20 protein-coding genes are annotated in these 21,342 nt (G+C 72.1%); 2 read left to right on the top strand and 18 right to left on the bottom strand.

Going from position 1 to position 21,342, the window contains the following annotated elements; translation table 11 throughout:
• Positions 1-33 precede the first annotated feature (33 nt).
• Positions 34-300 (top strand): protealysin inhibitor emfourin, encoded by a 267-nt coding sequence (locus ABZ622_RS15360; protein ID WP_360543196.1) that lies wholly within the window; start codon positions 34-36, stop codon positions 298-300.
• Between the two features lie 149 nt (positions 301-449).
• Here ABZ622_RS15360 and era read toward each other — a convergent pair whose 3' ends face one another.
• From era to ABZ622_RS15315, 9 genes are all read right to left on the bottom strand, one after another.
• The gene (gene era, locus ABZ622_RS15355; protein WP_360543194.1) at positions 450-1,424 is read right to left on the bottom strand and encodes a GTPase Era; all 975 of its coding nucleotides are present in this window, start codon (positions 1,422-1,424) and stop codon (positions 450-452) included.
• A 62-nt stretch (positions 1,425-1,486) separates the two neighbouring features.
• Positions 1,487-2,431: a DUF916 domain-containing protein gene (locus ABZ622_RS15350; protein ID WP_360543192.1), complete on the bottom strand. Its 945-nt coding sequence runs from the start codon at positions 2,429-2,431 to the stop codon at positions 1,487-1,489.
• Between the two features lie 92 nt (positions 2,432-2,523).
• Positions 2,524-3,879 (bottom strand): beta-xylosidase, encoded by a 1,356-nt coding sequence (locus ABZ622_RS15345; RefSeq protein WP_360543289.1) that lies wholly within the window; start codon positions 3,877-3,879, stop codon positions 2,524-2,526.
• A gap of 190 nt (positions 3,880-4,069) precedes the next feature.
• Positions 4,070-4,423 carry a cytidine deaminase gene (locus ABZ622_RS15340; protein ID WP_124717785.1) on the bottom strand — a complete coding sequence of 118 codons (354 nt, stop codon included), beginning with the start codon at positions 4,421-4,423 and terminating at the stop codon, positions 4,070-4,072.
• Between the two features lie 41 nt (positions 4,424-4,464).
• A complete protein-coding gene (locus ABZ622_RS15335; RefSeq protein ID WP_360543190.1) occupies positions 4,465-4,818 on the bottom strand; it encodes an MmcQ/YjbR family DNA-binding protein in 354 nt (117 codons plus the stop codon).
• Positions 4,815-6,107, bottom strand: a complete 1,293-nt coding sequence (locus tag ABZ622_RS15330) for a hemolysin family protein (RefSeq protein WP_360543188.1) — start codon at positions 6,105-6,107, stop codon at positions 4,815-4,817. Before ABZ622_RS15330 ends, ABZ622_RS15335 begins: the two co-directional genes overlap by 4 nt.
• Positions 6,104-6,601, bottom strand: a complete 498-nt coding sequence (ybeY, locus tag ABZ622_RS15325; protein WP_124717782.1) for an rRNA maturation RNase YbeY — start codon at positions 6,599-6,601, stop codon at positions 6,104-6,106. Before ybeY ends, ABZ622_RS15330 begins: the two co-directional genes overlap by 4 nt.
• A 12-nt stretch (positions 6,602-6,613) precedes the next feature.
• A complete protein-coding gene (locus ABZ622_RS15320) occupies positions 6,614-7,642 on the bottom strand; it encodes a PhoH family protein (RefSeq protein WP_360543186.1) in 1,029 nt (342 codons plus the stop codon).
• A gap of 145 nt (positions 7,643-7,787) precedes the next feature.
• Positions 7,788-8,894 (bottom strand): PfkB family carbohydrate kinase, encoded by a 1,107-nt coding sequence (locus tag ABZ622_RS15315; RefSeq protein ID WP_360543287.1) that lies wholly within the window; start codon positions 8,892-8,894, stop codon positions 7,788-7,790.
• A gap of 350 nt (positions 8,895-9,244) precedes the next feature.
• Between ABZ622_RS15315 and ABZ622_RS15310 the strand changes: the two genes are divergently transcribed.
• The gene (locus ABZ622_RS15310) at positions 9,245-10,600 is read left to right on the top strand and encodes an MFS transporter (protein WP_360543184.1); all 1,356 of its coding nucleotides are present in this window, start codon (positions 9,245-9,247) and stop codon (positions 10,598-10,600) included.
• Here ABZ622_RS15310 and ABZ622_RS15305 read toward each other — a convergent pair.
• The 9 genes from ABZ622_RS15305 to hrcA all read right to left on the bottom strand — a co-directional run bounded on the left by ABZ622_RS15305 (position 10,564) and on the right by hrcA (position 21,265).
• Complete coding sequence (locus tag ABZ622_RS15305; RefSeq protein WP_360543182.1) at positions 10,564-11,556, bottom strand: adenosine deaminase; 993 nt, start codon at positions 11,554-11,556, stop codon at positions 10,564-10,566. The two genes, ABZ622_RS15310 and ABZ622_RS15305, sit on opposite strands and share 37 nt — an antisense overlap.
• Before the next feature lie 59 nt (positions 11,557-11,615).
• Entirely contained in the window at positions 11,616-12,524 is a 909-nt protein-coding gene (locus ABZ622_RS15300) for a ribonuclease Z (RefSeq protein ID WP_360543180.1), read from the bottom strand.
• Positions 12,525-12,539: 15 nt separating this feature from the next.
• On the bottom strand, positions 12,540-12,899 hold the full coding sequence (locus ABZ622_RS15295; RefSeq protein WP_124717777.1) for a histidine triad nucleotide-binding protein: 360 nt from the start codon (positions 12,897-12,899) through the stop codon (positions 12,540-12,542).
• Between the two features lie 236 nt (positions 12,900-13,135).
• Positions 13,136-16,372 (bottom strand): PDZ domain-containing protein, encoded by a 3,237-nt coding sequence (locus tag ABZ622_RS15290; RefSeq protein ID WP_360543178.1) that lies wholly within the window; start codon positions 16,370-16,372, stop codon positions 13,136-13,138.
• 78 nt (positions 16,373-16,450) lie between these two features.
• Entirely contained in the window at positions 16,451-16,975 is a 525-nt protein-coding gene (locus ABZ622_RS15285) for a hypothetical protein (RefSeq protein WP_360543176.1), read from the bottom strand.
• A gap of 172 nt (positions 16,976-17,147) precedes the next feature.
• On the bottom strand, positions 17,148-17,894 hold the full coding sequence (locus ABZ622_RS15280; protein WP_360543174.1) for a 16S rRNA (uracil(1498)-N(3))-methyltransferase: 747 nt from the start codon (positions 17,892-17,894) through the stop codon (positions 17,148-17,150).
• The gene (locus tag ABZ622_RS15275) at positions 17,891-18,964 is read right to left on the bottom strand and encodes a nitronate monooxygenase (RefSeq protein ID WP_360543172.1); all 1,074 of its coding nucleotides are present in this window, start codon (positions 18,962-18,964) and stop codon (positions 17,891-17,893) included. The genes ABZ622_RS15280 and ABZ622_RS15275 overlap by 4 nt, the downstream gene beginning before the upstream one ends.
• Before the next feature lie 147 nt (positions 18,965-19,111).
• Positions 19,112-20,248 (bottom strand): molecular chaperone DnaJ, encoded by a 1,137-nt coding sequence (dnaJ, locus tag ABZ622_RS15270; RefSeq protein WP_360543170.1) that lies wholly within the window; start codon positions 20,246-20,248, stop codon positions 19,112-19,114.
• Positions 20,249-21,265 (bottom strand): heat-inducible transcriptional repressor HrcA, encoded by a 1,017-nt coding sequence (hrcA, locus tag ABZ622_RS15265; RefSeq protein ID WP_266419393.1) that lies wholly within the window; start codon positions 21,263-21,265, stop codon positions 20,249-20,251.
• Positions 21,266-21,342 lie beyond the last annotated feature (77 nt).

The following is a 21,342-nucleotide window of genomic DNA, read 5'->3' as shown; positions in this document are numbered from 1 at the left end:
CGGTTCCGGCCCGCCCGGCGTTGGAGGACACACATGCGGATCCAGGTCAGCAGGACCGGCGGCTTCGCCGGCATCGCACGCCGCCGCGAGGTCGACACCGCCGGGCTGACCGACGCGCCGGAGTGGGAGGCGCTGGCCGAGACGGCGCTCGCCGCGGGCCACGACACCCCGCCCGGCGGTGTGCCGGACGGCTTCCGGTACGCGATCACGGTCGGCGACCGGACGGTCCACTGCGCGGATCCGAAGCTGACCGACGCCCAGCGGGCACTGGTCTCACGCGTCCTGAAGGAGGGCGCGTGAGACCGGGCTACCGGTAGCCCGGCTCAGAAGCCGAGCTTGCGCAACTGCTCGGGGCCCGTCTCGGCTGCCGCCCTCGCACCCTTCGGCCCCGGGGGCCTCGGCGGCTTCGGGCGGCTGCGCCGCCCTCCGGCCGCCGGACCGGGCGGGGCTCAGAACCCCAGCTTGCGCAGCTGCTTGGGGTCGCGCTGCCAGTCCTTCGCGACCTTCACATGGAGGTCCAGGAAGACCGGGGTGCCGAGCAGCGCCTCGATGTGCTTGCGGGACTTGGTGCCGACGTCCTTCAGCCGCTTGCCCTTCGGGCCGATGATGATGCCCTTCTGGCTCGGGCGCTCGATGTAGACGTTGGCGTGGATGTCGAGCAGCGGCTTGTCCGCCGGACGCCCCTCGCGCGGCAGCATCTCCTCGACGACGACCGCGATGGAGTGCGGCAGCTCGTCCCGTACGCCTTCGAGCGCGGCCTCGCGGATCAGCTCCGCGACCATGACCATCTCGGGCTCGTCGGTGAGGTCGCCCTCCGGGTAGAGCGGCGGGCTCTCGGGCAGCAGCGGGGCGATCAGGTCGCCCAGCAGACCGACCTGGGTGTCCTTGACCGCGGAGACCGGAATGATCTCCGCCCACTCGAAGCCGAGCTCCTCGCCGAGGCGGGAGACGGCCAGCAGCTGTTCGGCGAGCTGCTTGGAGTCGACCAGGTCGGTCTTGGTGATGATGGCGATCTTCGGGGTCTTCTTGATACCCGCGAGTTCCTTGACGATGTACTTGTCGCCGGGGCCGAGCTTCTGGTCGGCCGGCAGGCAGAAGCCGATGACGTCGACCTCGGCCCAGGTGGTGCGTACGACGTCGTTGAGCCGCTCGCCCAGCAGCGTGCGCGGCTTGTGGAGGCCGGGCGTGTCGACCAGGATCAGCTGCGCGTCGTCGCGGTGCACGATGCCGCGCACGGTGTGCCGGGTGGTCTGCGGCCGGTTGGAGGTGATCGCCACCTTCTGGCCGACCAGAGCGTTCGTGAGGGTGGACTTGCCCGCGTTGGGGCGGCCCACGAAGCAGGCGAAGCCGGCCCGGTGGGGGGCTTTGCCCGCGGCCTGCCGCGCGGCGGCATCTGTGTCAGGTCGAACGCTCATGGCGCCCATTGTCCCCGATCCCGGCGGCCCCGCCGCACCAAGGGTCGCGGCGGGGCCTGTCGGATGTCGTCTCAGGCGGTGCGGGGACGGCCGCGGCGGGCCCGTACCCACATCCCCGTACCGCCGCCGACAATCACCAGCAGGATCCCGGCGACCAGCCAGGGCAGGGCGAAGTACGAGGCGGTGGCGGACTCGCGGGTCTCGCGGGCGCTCGCGGTCAGCCGGATCTCGCCCCATTCCAGCTGGGGTGCGCCGGCCCACTGCTCGGTCAGCCGGACCTGCTGGCGGGGCAGCAGTTCGGAGGGGATCTTCTTCAGGTCGCGGGCGAGCAGGGTGCGGCCGAAGAAACCCTCGGCCTTGAGTGCGACCTTGGGGCTGAGGGTGACATTGCCCCGGTTGTGGAGCGTGTACGAGATCACGGCCCGGCTCTTCCCGGTGCCGGGGACCAGTGGCTGGGTGTGCTCGATCCGGATGTCGTCCACGGAGAGCGCGGGCATGGTCGGACCGTTGACCCGCAGGTAGATCCGGGCGCCGACCGCCTTCTGGATGCCGACGGCGACGGCACCGGCGTCGGCGGGGTCGATGCGCTCGTCCAGTGCGACGAGCGCGCCGGGGTGGTCGCCCGGTTCGGCGTTCTCGGGGACGGCGATGGTGACCGGGACGGTGACCGATCCGTGCGGCTTCACAGTGACGCGGTCGCGTCCGGTCCTCGCCCAGGCGCCGACCGAGCGCTGCTTCTCGTCGCGGGTGCGGACGGCGAAGCCGCCGTCGCGGGCGGTGTTGTAGGCGTCTGCGGCGTACAGCCGGAAGGTCTGCGGCCGGTCCGTCCTGTTGGTGACGGTGACCTTGTCGTGGAGCGTGGCGCCGGGGTCGGCCGAGAGGTAGAAGTACGGGCGCTGGCCGGCCCGTGCGGTGGCCGGGAAGACCGACCAGCTGCCGTTGTCCGCGGCGTCGGCGGCGGGTGCGCCGATCAGCAGCAGGACGCAGGCCAGGAGCAGTACGTGGATGTGGCGCACGGTGCGAAACCCCCGGGTGGTGGTCGGGACGGACGGTCCGGGCGGGTGCGCGCCCGGTCCGCCGGTTGCTCAGGAGCGCTCGGGCCTCTCGTTCAGGTGAGCGTGAGGGTGAGCACGCCGGAGTACGCGCCGGGGGCGGTGTACGCCGGTACGTTCAGCGCGAGCCGGGCGTCGACGGTGAACTCGCCGCCGGTGAAGGTCCCGTTCGGCGTGGACGCCAGCGTGGCGCCCGCGCTGCCGACCGACCCCTCGGAACCCGCCGCACAGGTGCTCGGGCTGCCGGGCTTCGTCGCGCAGACCGGGGTCCAGCCGAGTGCGGACGCGCCGATCGTCGCGCCGCCGGGGCCCGTGAAGTCGGTGACCTTTCCGGTCAGGGACCAGCCCGCGGGGCCGCCGCGGAAGTCCTCGACCGTCACCGTCTGCAGGGAGCCCCGGGAGGCGCCGCCCCGGCCGAAGTCGACCGCCGACATCTCGACGGTGTCCCCGGCCTGCACCATGGAGAGCGTGCCCGCCTCGATGGAGGTGTTGAGCTTCTGGCTGCCGTCCGGAATCTCGCCGCCGCCACCGGTGACGGTGTAGGCCTGCGGGCCCGCGCCCTTGGCCGCGTCCCAGGCGCCGCCCTCGTAGGCGACGATGCCGGTGGTCGCCGGGTCGGCGACGGTGAGCCGGCCGCTGAAGTTGCCGGAGCCGTCCGCCTTCACGGTGGCCGTGTCCGCGGTCTGGGTGCCACCGGCCCGGCCGGCGAGGGTGATGTCCGCGCCCGGGGTGAACTTCGACCCGGTGACGGCGACCTCGTCGCCCGCCTTGCCGGACGCGGCCCCGAGCTGGATGGCACGCTCGTTGACCTGGCCGCCGCCGTCCGTCGCGATGATCGTCTCGGAGACGGGGGCGGGCGGGTCCGTCACCGTGCAGGGGGTGTCCAGCTCCATGATGTAGCTGGTGTGGATGTTGTAGTCGCCGGGCGACAGGGTGATCGAGCCGGGCGCGGTGACCGTGAAGGTGCCGGTCATCGAGAACGACGGGAAGGCGCCCTTGCCGGGCACCGGGTCGTTCTTCTTCGGGCCCGCGACGGTGACGCTCGCGCTCTGCGCACCGCCGACGGTGACCTTGCCGGTCGGCGTCATGATGTCGGCGGGCAGTGCCAGATCGACCGGGTTGCCCGCGGCCGGCTCGACGACGGTGTACGTGACGGTGACCGTGTCGCCCACCTTCGGGGCGGCGTTGTCGACGGTGATCTCGGCCTTCGTCATCCCGTCGATCGGCGGGATGCCCGCGATGGCCGGCGGGATGCAGTGGGTGGGGAAGTCCACCGGCACCGAGGCGGTGACCATGGCCTGCGCGGGACCCGCGAGCACCCCTCCCCCGGCCACGACGAGCGCGCCCACGCCCAGCGCGGCGGCCCAGCGGCGGCGGTGTCCGGGCCGCCCCCGGACGCCGGATCTTCGCATGCTGATTCTTCGGTCGGTCGGACGCATGGAGCCCCCTCCTGCGGATGCGGCGCAGCGGCTCTCCGCGCCGACGGGGGCCCATTGACGGCTCCGGCCGAAAAGAAGTCAATGGCAGCGAAACGCATCGACTGATGGTCCATCAGATGCTGTCAAGATCCCTGTGCCGGAGGGATCCCGACCGCATCCGCCGTCAGCCGGCCGTCACGCTGATCCGCAGGGTGCCGTCGGGCCCGGCGAGCAGGACCGGGGTGTCCGGGCCGCCCAGGTCCCGTACCGCGGCGCGGTCCTCGTCCGACGGGGTCTCGGCCTCGGAGACGACCGCGGCCGCCTCCAGCGAGGTGGCCCCGCTGGCCACGGCCATCGCCACGGCGGTCTGCAGCGCGCTGAGCTTCAGCGACTCCAGCCGGACGGTGCCCGCGACATACGTACGTCCGGTCTCGTCCCGTACGGCCGCGCCCTCCGGCACACCGTTGCGGGCGCGGGCGCTGCGCGCCAGCGTGACGATCTTGCGGTCCTCGGGGCCGAGGTCGGTGCTCTCAGTCATGTGCCGAGCATACGAACCGGGCGCACGGGCACGCGCACCGCCTACGGCCGGTCGAGCCGGAGCCGTTGCGCCTTCGGCAGCCCCGCCACCACCAGGTCGTAGGAGTCCTCGATCAGCTCGCGGAGCACCCGGTCCGGCACCCCGGACACCGTCACCGTGTTCCAGTGCCGTTTGTTCATGTGCCAGCCCGGCACCACCGCGTCGTACTTCTCCCGCAGCCGCACCGCCTCGTCCGGGTCGCACTTCAGGTTCACCGTCAGCGGCCGGGCGTCCAGCGTGCTGAGCGCGAACATCTTGCCGAGCACTTTGAAGACCGAGATCTCGGGGCCGAACGGGAACTCCTCGGCGCTCGCGTTGAACTCCAGGCAGAACGCCCTGAGCTGCTGCGGGGTCACCCCTCGTCCTCCCCCTGGGCCGCCACGGGCTCCACCAGCACCGTGACGATCTTGTTGCGGCGGCCCGCCGGGGACTCCGCGGTCAGCCGCAGCCGGCGGCCGTCCGGGAGGTCGACGACAGCCGAGGCCCCGGCGATCGGGACCCGCCCCAGCGCCTTGGCCAGCAGTCCGCCGACGGTCTCCACGTCCTCGTCGTCGTACTCGTCGAGGCCGAACAGCTCCCCGAGGTCGCCGATGTCGAGGCGCGCGGTCACCCGGAAGCAGTCGTTCCCCAGCTCCTGGACGGGCGGGAGTTCGCGGTCGTACTCGTCGGTGATCTCGCCGACGATCTCTTCGAGGATGTCCTCGATGGTGACGATGCCCGCCGTGCCGCCGTACTCGTCGATCACGACGGCGACATGGCTGCGTTCCTGCTGCATCTCGCGCAGCAGATCGCCGGCGTTCTTGGTGTCGGGCACGAAGGACGCCGGCCGCATCGCGGTGGAGACCAGATCGGCCTCCGACTCGCGGTTGATGTGGGTCTTGCGGACCAGGTCCTTGAGATACACGATGCCGACGATGTCGTCCTCGTTCTCCCCGGTGACCGGGATCCGCGAGAAGCCGGAGCGCAGCGCCAGGGTCAGCGCCTGCCGGATCGTCTTGTAGCGCTCGATGCAGACCAGATCCGTCCGCGGCACCATGACCTCGCGCACGAGCGTGTCGCCGAGCTCGAAGACGGAGTGCACCATGCGGCGCTCCTCGTCCTCGATCAGCGACTCCGCCTCGGCGAGGTCGACCATCGCGCGCAGTTCGGCCTCGCTGGCGAACGGGCCCTTGCGGAACCCCTTGCCCGGGGTCAGCGCGTTGCCGATGAGGATCAGCAGCTGCGGGATCGGGCCCATGACCCTGGCCAGCGGCAGCAGGACGTACGCCGCGGCGGTGGCCGTGTTCAGCGGGTGCTGGCGGCCGATGGTGCGCGGCGAGACGCCGATGGCGACGTAGGAGACGAGGACCATCACGCCCATGGCGACGGCCAGCGCCTCCCAGGTCTCCGGGAGTTCCTTCAGGCAGGCGTACGTGACGAGCACGGCCGCCGACATCTCGCAGGCGACCCGCACCAGCAGGGCGACGTTGAGATAGCGGGTCGGGTCCGCCGCGACCTGTTCCAGCTTCCCGCTGCCGCGCCGCCCGGAACGGACCGCCTCGGCGGCCCGGAAGCTGGAGACCCGGGCGATGCCCGCCTCCGCGCAGGCCGCCAGCCAGCCGACGACGACCAGCAGGACGGCCCCGAGGACGAGAGGAACGCTCACGAGACGGTGGGGGCGGGCGACGGGCCGGTCAGGCCGTGCTCGGCGCGCCAGCCGTCGACGATCGCGGCCTGGAGGCCGAACATCTCGGCCTTCTCGTCCGGCTCCTCGTGGTCGTACCCGAGGAGATGCAGCACTCCGTGGACCGTGAGGAGCTGGAGCTCCTCGTCCATGGAGTGCCCGGTCTCCGCGTCCTCGCCCTGCTTCTTGGCGACCTCCGGGCAGAGCACGATGTCACCGAGGAGCCCCTGCGGGGGCTCCTCGTCGTCCTTGGCCGGCGGACGCAGCTCGTCCATCGGGAAGGACATGACATCGGTCGGGCCCGGGAGGTCCATCCACTGGATGTGGAGCTGTTCCATGGCGTCGGTGTCCACCACGATCACCGAGAGCTCGGAGAGCGGGTGGATCCGCATCCGCGCGAGCGCGTAGCGGGCGATGTCGAGGATCGCCTGCTCGTCGACCTCGGTTCCGGACTCGTTGTTGACGTCGATCGACATGGTGCGCTGCGACTACTTCCGTTTGTGGCTGTCTCGGTTGTCGTACTTCTCGTACGCGTCGACGATACGGCCGACGAGCTTGTGCCGGACGACATCCTGGGAGGTGAGCCGGGAGAAGTGCACGTCCTCGACGCCGTCCAGGATCTCCTGGACCTGGCGCAGACCGCTCTTGGTGCCGTTCGGCAGGTCGACCTGGGTGACGTCACCGGTGATGACGATCTTCGAGTCGAAGCCGAGCCGGGTCAGGAACATCTTCATCTGCTCGGCGCTGGTGTTCTGCGCCTCGTCGAGGATGATGAAGGCGTCATTGAGGGTCCTGCCCCTCATGTACGCCAGCGGCGCCACCTCGATGGTGCCCGCTGCCATCAGCCGCGGGATCGAGTCGGGGTCGAGCATGTCGTGCAGCGCGTCGTAGAGCGGGCGCAGGTACGGGTCGATCTTCTCGTAGAGCGTGCCGGGGAGGAAGCCGAGCCGCTCGCCCGCCTCGACGGCGGGGCGGGTCAGGATGATCCGGTTGACCTGCTTGGACTGGAGGGCCTGGACGGCCTTCGCCATGGCGAGATAGGTCTTGCCGGTACCGGCGGGGCCGATGCCGAACACGATCGTGTGCTTGTCGATCGCGTCGACGTACCGCTTCTGGTTGAGCGTCTTGGGGCGGATCGTGCGACCGCGGCTGGAGAGGATGTTCTGGGTGAGCACCTCGGCCGGGGTCTCCTGGCCGTCCCCCTCGCCGTTCTCAGTCGCCCTGAGCATGGCGATCGAGCGTTCCACTGCGTCCTCCGTCATCGGCTGACCGGTGCGGAGCACCAGCATCATCTGGTCGAACAGGCGCTGGATCAGCGCGACTTCCGCCGCGTCACCGGCGGCGCTGACCTCGTTTCCCCGGACGTGGATGTCGGCCGCCGGGAAGGCCGTCTCGATCACGCGCAACAAGGCGTCACCGGAGCCCAGAACGGTCACCATCGGATGGTTGGCGGGGACGGTGAAGTGGGCTCGCGCCTGCCTCGGCGCTGGGGTCTGGGCTGTGGGTGTCTGAGTCATGGGCCGGCTCTGTGGCCTGCACATTCCTCCCGTTACAAGGCTCTCGCCGATCGACAACCTCTCGGATTACCAAGCCTACGACTCCGCACCGGCAACACCGAGGGCTTTTTCGCACAGGCTCGCGACCGGCGGGCGCGCCCGCCGGTCAGACGGGGTGGCGGAAACCGATCGTGGGGACCGCCCGGCGCAGCGGCCAGGGCCGGGCGGCGGCGGGCAGCAGCTCGTCCAGGAAGGCGTACCGCTGGAGCGCGGCCGGGTCCTGGTCGGCGAAGGTGCGGATCTGCTGCCACCAGGCGCCGATCTCCGCCCAGCCGGGCGCCGAGAGCGATCCGCCGAACTCCTGGACGGAGAGCGCCGCGGTCAGTCCGGCGAAGGCCAGCCGGTCGGCCAGCGGCCAGTCCGCCAGGGTTCCCGTGACGAAGCCCGCGACGAAGACGTCGCCCGCGCCGGTGGGGTCGAGCGCCTCGACCTCGATCGCGGGCACCTCGGCGCTCGCCCCGGTCGCCGAGTCCACCGCGTAGGCGCCCTCCGCGCCGAGTGTGACCACGGCGAGCGGCACCCGCTCGGCCAGGGCGTGGGCGGCGGCGCGGGGGCAGTCGGTGCGGGTGTAGCGCATCGCTTCCTCGGCGTTGGGCAGGAAGGCCTGGCAGTGTTCCAGGTCGGTGAGGGCGTCCAGGTCCCAGCGGCCGGTGTCGTCCCAGCCGACGTCGGCGAAGATCCGGGCGCCGTTGCGGGCCGCGATGGCGACCCAGGGCTCGCTGCGGCCGGGGGCGAGCGAGGCGACGGCGGCACGGGCGCGGGGCGGACAGCACGGGAACGCGGGTTCCCCGGCGGGGACCGCGGGGCCGGGGGCCTCGTGGCCGTGCGAGACCATCGTCCGCTCGCCCTCGTACGCCATAGAGACGGTCACCGGCGAGTGCCAGCCGGGGACGGTGTGCGACATGGACAGGTCGATGCCCTCGCCCTGTTCGAGGGCGTCCCAGCAGTACTCCCCGTAGTGGTCGTCGCCGAACGCGGCGGCCAGCGAGGTGTGCAGCCCCAGTCTCGCCAGGGCGGTCGCCATGTTGGCGACCCCGCCGGGGCTGGAGCCCATGCCGCGCGCCCAGGACTCGGTGCCGCGCACCGGGGCGCTGTCCAGGCCGGTGAAGATGATGTCGAGGAAGACCGTGCCGGTGAGGAAGACGTCGCAGTCCGGGTCCTGCGGGGCGCGCAGCCCGTCCAGTGGGTCGATACCTGGAATGTCCGCTGGAATGTCCGTGCTCACCTTGCACTCCCCGGTCGTGGCAGATCTGGCCAGTGTGCCCGATTCGTCGCCGTAACCGGAGGGTGCGCGCCGCCGACCGCGAAGGGCTTGTCAGGGCGCCTCATATGTGGGCTTCGACCTGCATAAACATGCGCTGCTACCCGGGCTTCCGGAGGGTAAACGCATATGTGACCCGGATCACACTGGGGCGGCTTTCGGTCGACTGGCCGCAGTTGATACAAATTGGCCCGCGAGCCCAGTCGGTGACAGTTACCGAAGAGTGGCCCGAATTCCTCATATTTCCCGCATTGCCCTCCCCTGCCTTCTCTGCCGCCTCAGGCATGTCCTCAGGAACGCCCATGTCCTCGCGCCCTCGCGCCGCGTGGCCCCTGGTAGCCGTGTTCACCGCCGGTTACCTCGCCGCCTATCTGCTCCCCACCATCGTCGGGCGGCTCTCCGTCTATCTGGGCCTCAGTACGGCGCAGGCCGGCCTGGTCGGCAGCGCCCTGCTGGTGAGTTCGGCGACCGCCGGGTTCACGCTGGCGGGCCGGGTCGAGACCTACGGCCCGCGGCGGCCGGCCCGGATCGGGCTGGTGCTGGCCATGGTGGGGTACGGCTGCGCCGCCCTGGCCGGGTCGGTGCCGCTGGTGGTCATGGGCGCGATGATCGGCGGCTTCGGCTCCGGCACGGCGACCGCGGTGGCCGCCGCGGGCATCGCCGCCCAGCGCGATCCGCACCGCACCTCGTCGCTCGGGCTGCTCAGCGTCTCCGCGACGGCGGGCGCCCTGTATCTGTCGATCCCGCACCTCGGCGGCGGCCACCGGCTGCCGTTCGCCTCGATCGCCGTGGTCGCGCTGCTCGTCTGGCCCGCCACGGCGCGGCTCGGCGGTGTCACGCCGGCCGGTCCGGCCGCCCCGGTCGCCGGCCGGCTGCCGCACCGCCGCTCCGGGCTGGTGCTCGCGGGCGGCATGCTCGTCTGGTCGATGGCGCAGAACGCGCTGTGGGGCGTCAGCAGCCGGATCGGGGTGGACCGGGTCGGGCTCTCCGAGGTCACCATCGGCGCGGTGTTCGCCGCCGCGCTCGGTGCGGGTCTGCTCGGAGTGATGGGCGCCGGGATGCTGGGCGCCAGGCTCGGACGGGCGGTGCCGATCGGCCTGGGCACCATGATCATCGCGGCGAGCATCGTGCTCAGCTCGTCGGCCGGGAACCTCGGCCAGTTCGCGACCGGCGAGATCCTCTGGAACACGGTCTACCCCGTGGTCCTGTCGTACCTGATCGGCCTGGCCGCTTCCCTGGACGTACGCGGCCGCTGGGCGGTCCTCGCGGGCTCCGCCTCGTCCGTCGGGGTGGCCTGCGGACCGGTCCTCGGCAGTGTGCTCTCCGAGCAGGCCGGCTACCCGGTCATGGGCCTGATCCTGGGCGCCGTGACGCTCCTGGTCGCGGCCCCGGTCACAGCCGTCGCCCTGCACACCGGTGGCCGTCCGCTGGTGCCGGGATCGGTGCGCCGCAGGGGCGGCGCCCCGGCCGCGCTGCTCGCCGTCACCACCGGAGCGGTGCCCGGCGCCGTACCCAGGCTGGGCGCGCCCGAGCAGGCCGTCACGGAGATCAGCCTGCCGGTGCGCCGCAGGCGCCCGGTCAGGACCGCGTTCCGGACGGCCGGCCCGGCGGGCGGGGCCGGTCAGTCGAACGCGTACGCCTCGACCTCGGACAGATAGCGCGCCCTGCGCTCCTCGTCGTGGTCGAGGAAGGCCGCCTCGAAGGAGTTGCGGGCCAGGGTGCGCAGCCGCTCCCGGTCCAGGGCGAGCGCCTCGTGGACGGCGTGGAAGGTGTCCCCGACGTATCCGCCGAAGTAGGCGGGGTCGTCGGAGTTCACCGTGCAGAGCAGTCCGGCGTCCATCATGGCCCGCAGCGGGTGCTCCTCCAGGGTGTCGATGGCGCGCAGCCGTACGTTGGACAGCGGGCACAGGGTGAGCGGCACCCGGTCCGCGACCAGCCGCTCCACCAGCTCCGGGTCCTCCATGCAGCGCAGTCCGTGGTCGATGCGCTCGACCCCGAGGACGTCCAGCGCCTCCCGGATGTACTCGGGCGGGCCCTCCTCGCCGGCGTGGGCGACCTTGCGCAGCCCGAGCGCCCCGGCCGCCTCGTACACCTCACGGAACTTGACGGGCGGGTGGCCGACCTCCGCCGAGTCCAGGCCGACCGCGCTGATCCGGTGCAGATACGGCTTCGCCGCCTCCAGCGTCTCCAGTGCCGACTCGGCGGATTCGTCGCGCAGGAAGCACATGATCAGCTGGGTGGAGATGCCGTGCTTCTCCTCGCTGCGGTCCAGCGCCCGGCCGAGCCCCTCGACGACGGTGCCGATCGGGACGCCGCGGGCGGTGTGCGCCTGCGGGTCGAAGAAGATCTCCGCGTGCCGGACGCCCTGCGCCGCGGCGCGGGCGAGGTAGGCGTCGGCGAGCTCCTCGAAGTCCTGTTCGGTCCGCAGCACCGCCATCAGCGCGTAGTACAGGTCGAGGAAGCTCTGCAGGTCGTCGAAGAGGTAGGCGGTGCGCAGCTCCTCGGTGTCCGCGTACGGCAGCTGAACGCCGTTGCGCGCGGCGAGCGCGAAGGCCGACTCGGGTTCGAGGGTGCCTTCGATGTGCAGGTGGAGCTCGGCTTTGGGAAGGGGCACGGGTATTTCACGCTCACAGACGGTGGTGCTGGTGTGGTGCTGATGTGGTGCTGGTGGGTTCAGAGGTGCCGGGTGGGCACGGCGATACGGCTGAGGTCCTGGGCGACGGTCAGTTCGCCCTCGAAGCCCGCCGCACGGACCTGGGTCTCGAAGACGGCCGGGTCGTCGTACCGCTGCGAGAAGTGCGTCAGCACGAGGTGCCGCACTTCCGCTTCCCGGGCCACCCGGGCCGCCTGCCCGGCGGTCAGATGGCCGTGGTCGGTGGCGAGCCGTTCGTCCTCGTCGAGGAAGGTCGACTCGATGACCAGCAGGTCGCAGCCCTCGGCGAGCACCTGCACGCCGTCGCAGAGCCTCGTGTCCATGATGAACGCGAACCGCTGGCCGCGCCTGCGCTCGGAGACGTCGTCCAGCGTGACGCCGCCGATGGCTCCCTCGCGCCGGATCCGGCCGACGTCGGGCCCCTTGATGCCGTGCTCGGCCAGTTTCCCGGGCAGCATGCGGCGCCCGTCGGGTTCGACGAGCCGGTAGCCGTACGACTCGACGGGGTGCGAGAGCCGGTGGGCACTGAGCGTGTACGCGTCGGTGGTGGCGAGCACCCCGTCGGCGGCGACCGGGGCCTCGGTCAGCTCGACGGACTCGCGGTAGGCGGTGGCGTACCGCAGCCGCTCGAAGAAGTGCTGCCCGCTCGCCGGGTAGTGCGCGGTGACCGGGTGCTGGACCTGGTCGAGGTTGATCCGCTGGATCACCCCGGCCAGGCCCAGCGAGTGGTCGCCGTGGAAGTGCGTGACGCAGATCCGGTCGATGTCGTGCGCGGCGACACCGGCCCGCAGCATCTGGCGCTGGGTGCCCTCACCGGGGTCGAAGAGGATGCCCTCGCCGTCCCAGCGCAGCAGGTAGCCGTTGTGGTTGCGGTGTCTGGTCGGGACCTGGCTGGCGGTGCCGAGGACCACGAGTTCGCGTACGGACACGGTGTGCGGGCCGCGCTAGCCGGGGGGCCACTGAAGTCCGCGGCCGCCCAGGACGTGGGCGTGCGCGTGGAAGACGGTCTGGCCGGCACCGGCGCCGGTGTTGAAGACGACCCGGTAGCCGGTGTCCACGATCTTCTCGTCGGCGGCGACCTGTCCGGCCTCACGCAGTATGTCGGCGGCGATGCCCGGCTCGGCGGCGGCGAGCGCGGCGGCGTCCGGGTGGTGGACGCGGGGGATGACGAGTACGTGCGTGGGGGCCTGCGGGTTGATGTCCCGGAAGGCGACGGTGGTCTCGGTCTCGCGGACGATGGTTGCCGGGATCTCACCCGAGACGATCTTGCAGAACAGGCAGTCGGGCTGCGGTTCTCCTGCCATGGGGAGGCTCCTCGGTAGGTGGTGACGGTGGTGGTGATCGTTGTACGGCATGCTATCGGGCCCGGAAACCAGCCCTTCCGGACCCCGAAACCCGGCCCCTCCGGCGCTCGTATCCCAGCCCCTCCGGCGCTTGAGGAGCGGGGGTCCGGGGGCAGAGCCCCCGGTTACGGGAAGGGGCGGGCAGGGGACCAGGCCCGCCGCAGGCGCACCCCACCCTCACCCGCCCCCTACGCCCCCTACGCCTCCGGCAGCCCCGGCAACTCCGGCGCCCGCTTCGCCGGCGTCCCGGCCAGCGACTCCAGCGCGATCCGGATCGCCTCGTCCAACTGCGGATCCCGGCCCGCCACATGGTCCTGCGGTGTCATCACGACCTCGACATCGGGATCGACCCCGTGGTTCTCCACGCCCCAGCCGTAGCCCTCGAACCAGAACGCGAACTTGGGCTGGGTGACCGACGTCCCGTCCACCAGCCGGTACTTGCTGTCGATGCCGACCACACCGCCCCAGGTCCGGGTGCCGACGACCGGCCCGATGCCCAGCGCCTTGATCGCGGCGTTCACGATGTCGCCGTCCGAGCCGGAGAACTCGTTGGCCACGGCGACCACGGGGCCGCGCGGCGCGTCCTGCGGGTAGCTGAACGGCCGCCTGCCGCGCGGCAGGTCCCAGCCGACGACACGACGGGCGAGCTTCTCCACGATCAGCTGCGAGGTGTGGCCGCCCCGGTTCTCCCGGACGTCCACGACCAGCCCCTCGCGGGCCACTTCGATCCGCAGGTCGCGGTGGAGCTGCGCCCAGCCCGAGCCGACCATGTCGGGGACGTGGAGGTAGCCGAGGCGTCCGCCGGAGTGCTCGTGCACGTAGGCCCGCCGGTCGGCGACCCAGGCGTGGTAGCGCAGCGCCTCCTCGTCGGCGACCGGTACGACGACGACATGGCGGGCGTTTCCGCCGTCCACCGGCGAGACGGTCAGCTCGACCGGCTTGTCCGCCGAGCCGGTGAGCAGCGGTCCGGGCCCGGTCACCGGGTCGACCGGGTGACCGTCGACGGCGATGATCGCGTCCCCGGCGCGCACCGCCACGCCGGGCGCGGCGAGCGGGGAGCGGGCGTCCGGGTCGGAGGTCTCGGACGGCAGGATCCGGTCGATCCGCCAACTGCCCTCGTCCGTACGGGAGATGTCCGCACCGAGCAGCCCCTGCCGGGACGAGTCGTCACCCCATCCGCCGGACGGCCTCACATAGGCGTGCGAGGTGCCGAGCTCCCCCTGCACCTCCCAGAGCAGGTCCATCAGGTCGTCGTGGGTGGCGACCCGCTCCAGCACCGGGCGGTAGCGGTCCAGGACCCCGCTCCAGTCGAGGCCGCCCATGTCGGAGCGCCAGTAGTTGTCCCGCATGATGCGCCCGGCCTCGTTGTACATCTGGCGCCATTCGGCGGCCGGTTCGAGGATCCGCCGGATCCGGGAGAGGTCGACGGTGACGCCGCCGTCGCTGCCGCCGTCGTCGTCATCGGCCGCGACATGGCTGTCGGACGGTACGGCGCGCAGCTTGCCCCGGGTCTGCATGACGATCCGCTTGCCGTCGCCGCTGACCGCGAAGTCCTCGACGCCGGAGGCGAGCTGCTCGCAGCGCAGCTTCTCCAGGTCGTACCGCTCCAGGACGGTCTCGGGGTGCCGGGCGTCGGGGGTGGGGCCGCTGGTGCCGAGTACCCCGGTCACCGGGTGGCTCAGCCACAGCAGCCCGTCCTTCGCGGCGCACAGCGTGGAGTAGCTGGCGGCCTCGACGGGCAGCGGCACGATCCGGTCGGCGAGCCCTTCGAGGTCGATCCGGGTGACGGGCAGCGCCGTCGGGTTGTCCTGGTCACCCTCGCCGCCGCTCTTCTCGATCGGGCGGCCGTGGCGCTGCGGTCCGAACGGGGAGGGTGTGGTGGCGGCGAGCGTCAGCAGGTGCGGGCGGCAGGCGCCGATGAACGCCAGGTCGAAGACATGGGCGTCGTAGACCGGGTCGAAGGAGCGCTCGGAGAGGAACGCGAGGTGCTTGCCGTCGCCGGTGAACGCGGGGGCGAAGTCCCGGAAGCGCAGCGGGGTGGCCTCGGTGACCGACAGATCGGCGAGGTGCGCGAGCTTGAGTTGGCTGAGCGGCTCGGGCCCGGGGTGGGACCAGGCCAGCCAGGAGGAGTCGGGCGAGAAGACGAGGCCGGAGGCTTCGCCGTGCTCGCTGCGGTCCACCTCGTGGACCTCGCCGCTCTCCCGCTCGACGATCAGGATCCGCCCGTCGTGCGCGGCGACGGCGAACCGGCTGCCGTCGGGGGCCGGGGTCAGGTCGAGGACCCGGCCGATACGGCCTGCGGCGAGGCGGCGCGGCACGGCGCCGGGGGCGGTTCCGGTGGCGGGCGCGCACTCCAGGGCGTCGTCGCCCTCGGCGTCGGTGACCCAGACGACGTGCTGGTCGCCGTCGGCCTGGAAGGTGCGGGGCAGCCGGGCCCGTACGCCCGGTTCGACGGCGAGCGCGCGGGCCGGGCCCCCGCTGTGGGTGACCCAGTGGACGGCGCCGCGCGTCCCGACGGCGCTGCCCCGGCCGGTGCGGTCCGGGGACGCGGCGTCGAGGTGGCTGCCGGCGTGCACGTGGTGCGGCTGGAGGTCGGCGCGCTGGCCGCCGAGCCGGATGTCGACGCGGCGGGGCCCGTCGCCCGCGAGGTCGTCCAGCAGCCAGAGTTCACCGGCCGAGGCATAGGCGACGCGGGTGCCGTCGGTGGACGCGTGGCGGGCGTAGAAGCCCTCGATTCCGGTGTGGCGGCGCAGGTCGGTGCCGTCGGGGAGCGAGGAGTAGACCGCGCCGACGCCTTCGTGGTCGGAGAGGAAGGCCACCCGCTCGCCCACCCACATCGGGCATTCGATGTTCCCGTCGAGGTCGCCGTGGAGCCGTACGAACTCCGCCGGGCCGTCCGCCGGGGACTCCTGCTCGATCCACAGCTTGCCCGCCGTGCCGCCCCGGTAGCGCTTCCATGCGGCGGCCTCGCGCCCCATGGTGACCGAGAGCAGCAGGACCCGGCCGCCGGGCCCGTACGCGACCGAGCCGACCGGCCCGTACGGCAGGGTCCGGGCGGGTCCGCCGTCGACGGGGACGGCCCTGGCCCAGGTACGCCGGAGCGATGCCTGTCCCTGGGAGCTGACGACCAGCACCTCGCCCTCGGGCGTCCAGCCGTGCACGGCGGTCCGTGCGTCGCCCCAGTGGGTGAGCCGCTGGGCGGGGCCGCCGTCGGCCGGTGCGATGTGCACCTCCGGGGCCCCGTCCCGGGTGGTCGTCCAGGCGACCCGGGTTCCGTCGGGCGATATCCGGGGGCCGGCGACCGGCCGGTTGTCGGCGCAGACGCGCCAGGCTCGGCCGCCGTCCAACGGCGCCAGCCAGACATCGTCCTCGGCGGTGAAGGCGATCGAATCGCCCTGGACATGGGGGTATCTGAGGTAGGCAGACTGCGTCACACCGGTCACCCTAGGTCGCGGTCCCGTTCCGCGTAAGCGGGTTGGCCGGAGTTCGACGGGCCGCCGGGGCGGACCGGTTCACTTGCCCATGGGCGTCTCGGTCACCGTCACCGTGACGGTGACCACCGGCCCGGGGCCGCCGGCCGGTGGCGGGTTCACCACCGCGGTCGACGGGGCGGCGTCGCAGTTGCCGAGCACATCCGCCCGGAAGACCGACTTCCCGCCCGTCTTCGCGGTCAGGTCCCCCCGCACACACCGGCCGCCCAGCTCCTGGGTCACCTTGCCGGTGAGGGTGATGGCCTCGCCCTGTCCGGTCTTGCCGGTGCAGTCGACGTCCGCGATCCGGCGCACGGACGCCGAGGGCTGCGCGCCCCCGGCCCGGTCCCCGTCGACACCGGCCGTGCAGTTCAGCCACTGCACGTCGACCCCGTTGCGTTCCAGTGCGCCGGTGCCGACCCGGTCGGTGGTCACGGCGATGGACGCGGAGTTCAGCCCGCCCTGGGGGTCACAGGCGGCAGCTCCCGCGACCGCCGCGACCACGAGTGCGGACGCGGCCAGAAAGCGCCGTTCTCTTCCCTGACCCCATGCCCTTGATGTCCCCATACGGGCAGCTTCCCACCGTTGCACCACCGCGCGGTAGACGGCGTGCGGGGACAACCGGGGTGGCGCCGGAGCACAAGCGGGGGCTCACGACCAGCGGCCGGTGCGCCCCAACAGCGGTGCGATCGGACTCACGACCAACAGCCCGTGCGCCCCAACAGCAATGCGATCGGACTCACGACCAGCGGCCGGTGCGCCCCAGCAGCAATGCGGTCGCCGCCGTGCCCGCCGTGGAGGTGCGCAGCACGCTCGCGCCGAGCCGGCAGGTCCGGGCGCCCGCCGCGGTGAAGGCCGCCAGTTCGTCCGGCGACACCCCGCCCTCGGGGCCGACGACGAGCACGATCTCGCCCTCGGCGGGGAGCGGGACGGAGGCCAGCGGCTCGCTGTCGTGCTCCCGGTCCTCGTGCAGGACGGCGGCGAAGTCCGCCGCGGCGACCAGCGCGGCCGCCTGTTTGGTGGTCATCGCGTCGGCCACCTCGGGGAAGCGCACCCGGCGGGACTGCTTGCCCGCCTCCCGGGCGGTGTTGCGCCATTTCGCCAGGGACTTGAGGCCCCGGTCGCCCTTCCACTGCGTGATGCAGCGCGACGCCTGCCAGGGCACGATCGCGTCCACGCCGGTCTCCGTCATCGTCTCGACGGCGACCTCGCCCCGGTCGCCCTTGGGCAGGGCCTGGACGACGGTGATGCGGGGGGCGGGGCGGGGCTCCTCCAGGATCTCGGTCAGGCCGGTGACGACGAGCCGGTCCTTGCCCTCCGCGGCCGAGACGACGCCGTTCGCCCAGTGGCCGCGCCCGTCGGTGAGCACGACGGCCTCACCGGCGCGCAGCCGCTTCACCGACACGGCGTGCCGACCCTCGGGCCCCTCCAGGACGAACTCGGGCCCGCCGGGGACCTGTTCGACGACGAAGACCGGTGCGGTCACTGCGTACTCCCTGTGCTCACTGCCGTCCGTGCGGCGTCCAGTTCTTCGGCGAGCAGCCTGACCAGCGGGCCGGCCGGCAGCTCGCGTGCCATCCGGTGCCCCTGGCCCGCCCACAGGGCCATGCCCTGCGCGTCCCCGGCCTTCGCCGCCGCCTTGCGCAGCCCGGCGGTCAGATAGTGCACCTGCGGGTAGGCGGCGGGGGCGTACGGGCCGTGCTCGCGCATGAAGCGGTTGACCAGGCCGCGGGCCGGGCGGCCTGAGAACGCCCGGGTCAGGGCGGTCCGTACGAACAGCGGATTGGTCAGCGCCTGCTTGTGCAGCAGACTCGCCCCGGACTCGGGGCAGATGAGGAACGCCGTGCCGAGCTGCGCCGCCTCCGCGCCCGCGGCCAGCACCGCGGCGATCTGGGATCCGCGCATCAGCCCGCCGGTGGCGACGATCGGTATCTGCACGGTCTCGCGGACCTGCGACACCAGCGAGAGCAGCCCGATTCCGGCGCCGTCGGTCTGCGGGTCGTCGCGGTGGGTGGACTGGTGGCCGCCCGCCTCGACGCCCTGGACGCAGACCGCGTCGGCGCCCGCCCACTGGGCGGTCTGGGCCTCCTCGGGCGTGGTGACCGTCACGACGGTGTACGTGCCGACGCCGGCGAACGCGTCGAGGGTGTCGCGGGTCGGGCAGCCGAAGGTGAACGAGACGGCCGGGACCGGGTCGTCCAGGAGTATGGCCAGCTTGGCGTCGTAGCCGTCGTCGCCGCTGGAGTCCGGGTCGCCGAGCGGGGTCTCGTACCAGGCGGCCTCGCCCGCGAGCTGGTGCCGGTACACCTCGACTGCGCTCGGGTCGGCGAGTCCCGGCTGCGGCATGAAGAGATTGACGCCGAAGGGCCGGCCGGTCAGCCCGCGCAGCTGTTTGATCTCGTTGTACATGCCGTCCGCCGTCTTGTACCCGGCGGCGAGAAAACCGAGCCCGCCCGCCTCGGAGACGGCCGCGACGAGCTGGGGACAGGACGTGCCCCCCGCCATCGGGGCCTGCACGATCGGATACCGGCAGAGATCGGTCAACGCGGATGACATGACCGCATCGTGTCACGTCCCGGGCCGCCCGGGACGCCCGGCCCGGGGTCCGCTTTGTACTCAAACGCCGGACGGGTCGGAACTCAAACGCCGGACGGTCCCGTCGAGCGGGTCCGTCCGGCGTCCGGGAACGGCTTGCGGGGTTGGTCAGCGGCCGTTGAAGGCGTCCTTCAGCCGGGAGAACAGCCCCTGCTGGCCGGGCTGGAACTGGCCGGTGGGCCGCTCCTCGCCGCGCATCTTCGCCAGCTCGCGCAGCAGTCGCTCCTGCTCCGGTTCCATCTTCGTCGGGGTCATCACCTCGACGTGCACGATCAGGTCGCCGCGCCCGCCGCCCCGCAGATGCGTGATGCCGCGGCCGTGCAGCGGGACCGACTGGCCGGACTGGGTGCCCGGCCGGATGTCGACCTCCTCCAGGCCGTCGAGCGTCTCCAGCGGCACCTTGGTGCCGAGCGCGCCCGCCGTCATGGGGATGGTGACCGTGCAGTGCAGGTCGTCGCCGCGGCGCTGGAACACCGCGTGCGAGAGCTCGTGGATCTCCACGTACAGATCGCCGGCCGGGCCGCCGCCGGGGCCGACCTCGCCCTCACCCGCGAGCTGGATGCGGGTGCCGTTGTCGACTCCGGCGGGGATCTTCACGGTGAGCGTGCGCCGCGAGCGGATGCGGCCGTCGCCGGCGCACTCCGGGCACGGGGTCGGCACGACCGTGCCGAAGCCCTGGCACTGCGGGCAGGGCCGCGAGGTCATGACCTGGCCGAGGAAGGACCGGGTGACCTGGGAGACCTCGCCGCGGCCGCGGCACATGTCACAGGTCTGCGCGGAGGTGCCGGGGGCGGCCCCCTCGCCGCTGCAGGTCGTGCAGACGACTGCCGTGTCGACCTGGATGTCCTTGGTGGTGCCGAACGCCGCCTCGGCGAGATCGATCTCCAGCCGGATCATCGCGTCCTGGCCGCGCCGGGTGCGCGAACGGGGTCCGCGCTGCGACGACGTGCCGAAGAACGCGTCCATGATGTCGGAGAAGTTGCCGAAGCCGCCCTGTCCGAATCCGCCCGCGCCACCGCCGCCGGAGGCGGACAGCGGGTCGCCGCCGAGGTCGTAGACCTGCTTCTTCTGCGGGTCCGACAGCACCTCGTAGGCGGCGTTGATCTCCTTGAACCGCTCCTGGGTCTTCGGATCGGGGTTCACATCCGGGTGCAGCTCGCGGGCGAGCCGACGGAATGCCTTCTTGATCTCGTCCTGAGATGCGTCGCGGCGCACGCCGAGTACGGCGTAGTAGTCCGTGGCCACTTACGACTCCGCCAGGATCTGTCCGACGTAACGTGCCACTGCGCGTACCGCTCCCATCGTTCCGGGGTAGTCCATGCGGGTCGGTCCGACCACGCCGAGTTTGGCGACTGCCTCGTCGCCCGAACCGTAGCCGACCGCGACGACGGACGTGGAGTTGAGCCCCTCGTGGGCGTTCTCGTGCCCGATACGTACGGTCATGCCCGAGTCCTTGGCCTCGCCGAGCAGCTTCAGCAGCACGACCTGCTCCTCCAGTGCCTCCAGCACCGGCCGGATCATCACCGGGAAGTCGTGTCCGAAGCGGGTGAGGTTGGAGGTGCCGCCGATCATCAGCCGCTCCTCCGTCTCCTCGACGAGGGTTTCGAGCAGGGTGGAGAGCACGGTGGACACGGTTCCCCGGTCCTCGCTCTCGAAGGATTCCGGCAGGTCCTGCACCAGCTGCGGGACGTCCGCGAAGCGGCGTCCGACGACCCGGCTGTTGAGCCGGGCCCGCAGATCGGCGAGAGAGGTCTCGCCGAACGGGGCAGGGCAGTCGATCATGCGCTGTTCGACCCGGCCGGTGTCCGTGATGAGCACGAGCATCAGCCGGGCGGCGGCCAGCGAGAGCAGCTCCACGTGCCGGACCGTCGACCGGGTCAGCGAGGGGTACTGCACGATGGCGACCTGCCGGGTCAGCTGCGCGAGCAGCCGTACGGTGCGGCCCACGACGTCGTCGAGGTCGACCGCGCCGTCGAGGAAATTGTGGATGGCGCGGCGCTCCGGCGACGAGAGGGGCTTGACCCCCGCGAGCCTGTCGACGAAGAGCCGGTAGCCCTTGTCCGTCGGGATGCGTCCCGCGCTGGTGTGGGGCTGGGCGATGAAGCCCTCGTCCTCCAGCACCGCCATGTCGTTGCGGACGGTCGCCGGGGAGACCCCCAGCTTGTGCCGCTCGGTGAGCGCCTTGGAGCCGACGGGCTCCTCCGTGCCGACATAGTCCTGGACGATGGCGCGAAGCACTTCGAGTCTGCGTTCGCTGAGCATCGCGCACACCTCCAGCTGTGTTCCTCGTTGGTTCTCGGGTCGTTCCCGTTTCTCTGCCCAGGAATCCGCCTGGCACT

Source organism: Streptomyces sp. NPDC007164 (genome assembly GCF_040634135.1).
Classification (GTDB): domain Bacteria; phylum Actinomycetota; class Actinomycetes; order Streptomycetales; family Streptomycetaceae; genus Streptomyces; species Streptomyces sanglieri.
Note: the sequence above shows the minus strand (reverse complement) of the source record. Positions and strands in the feature narration are given on the sequence as shown.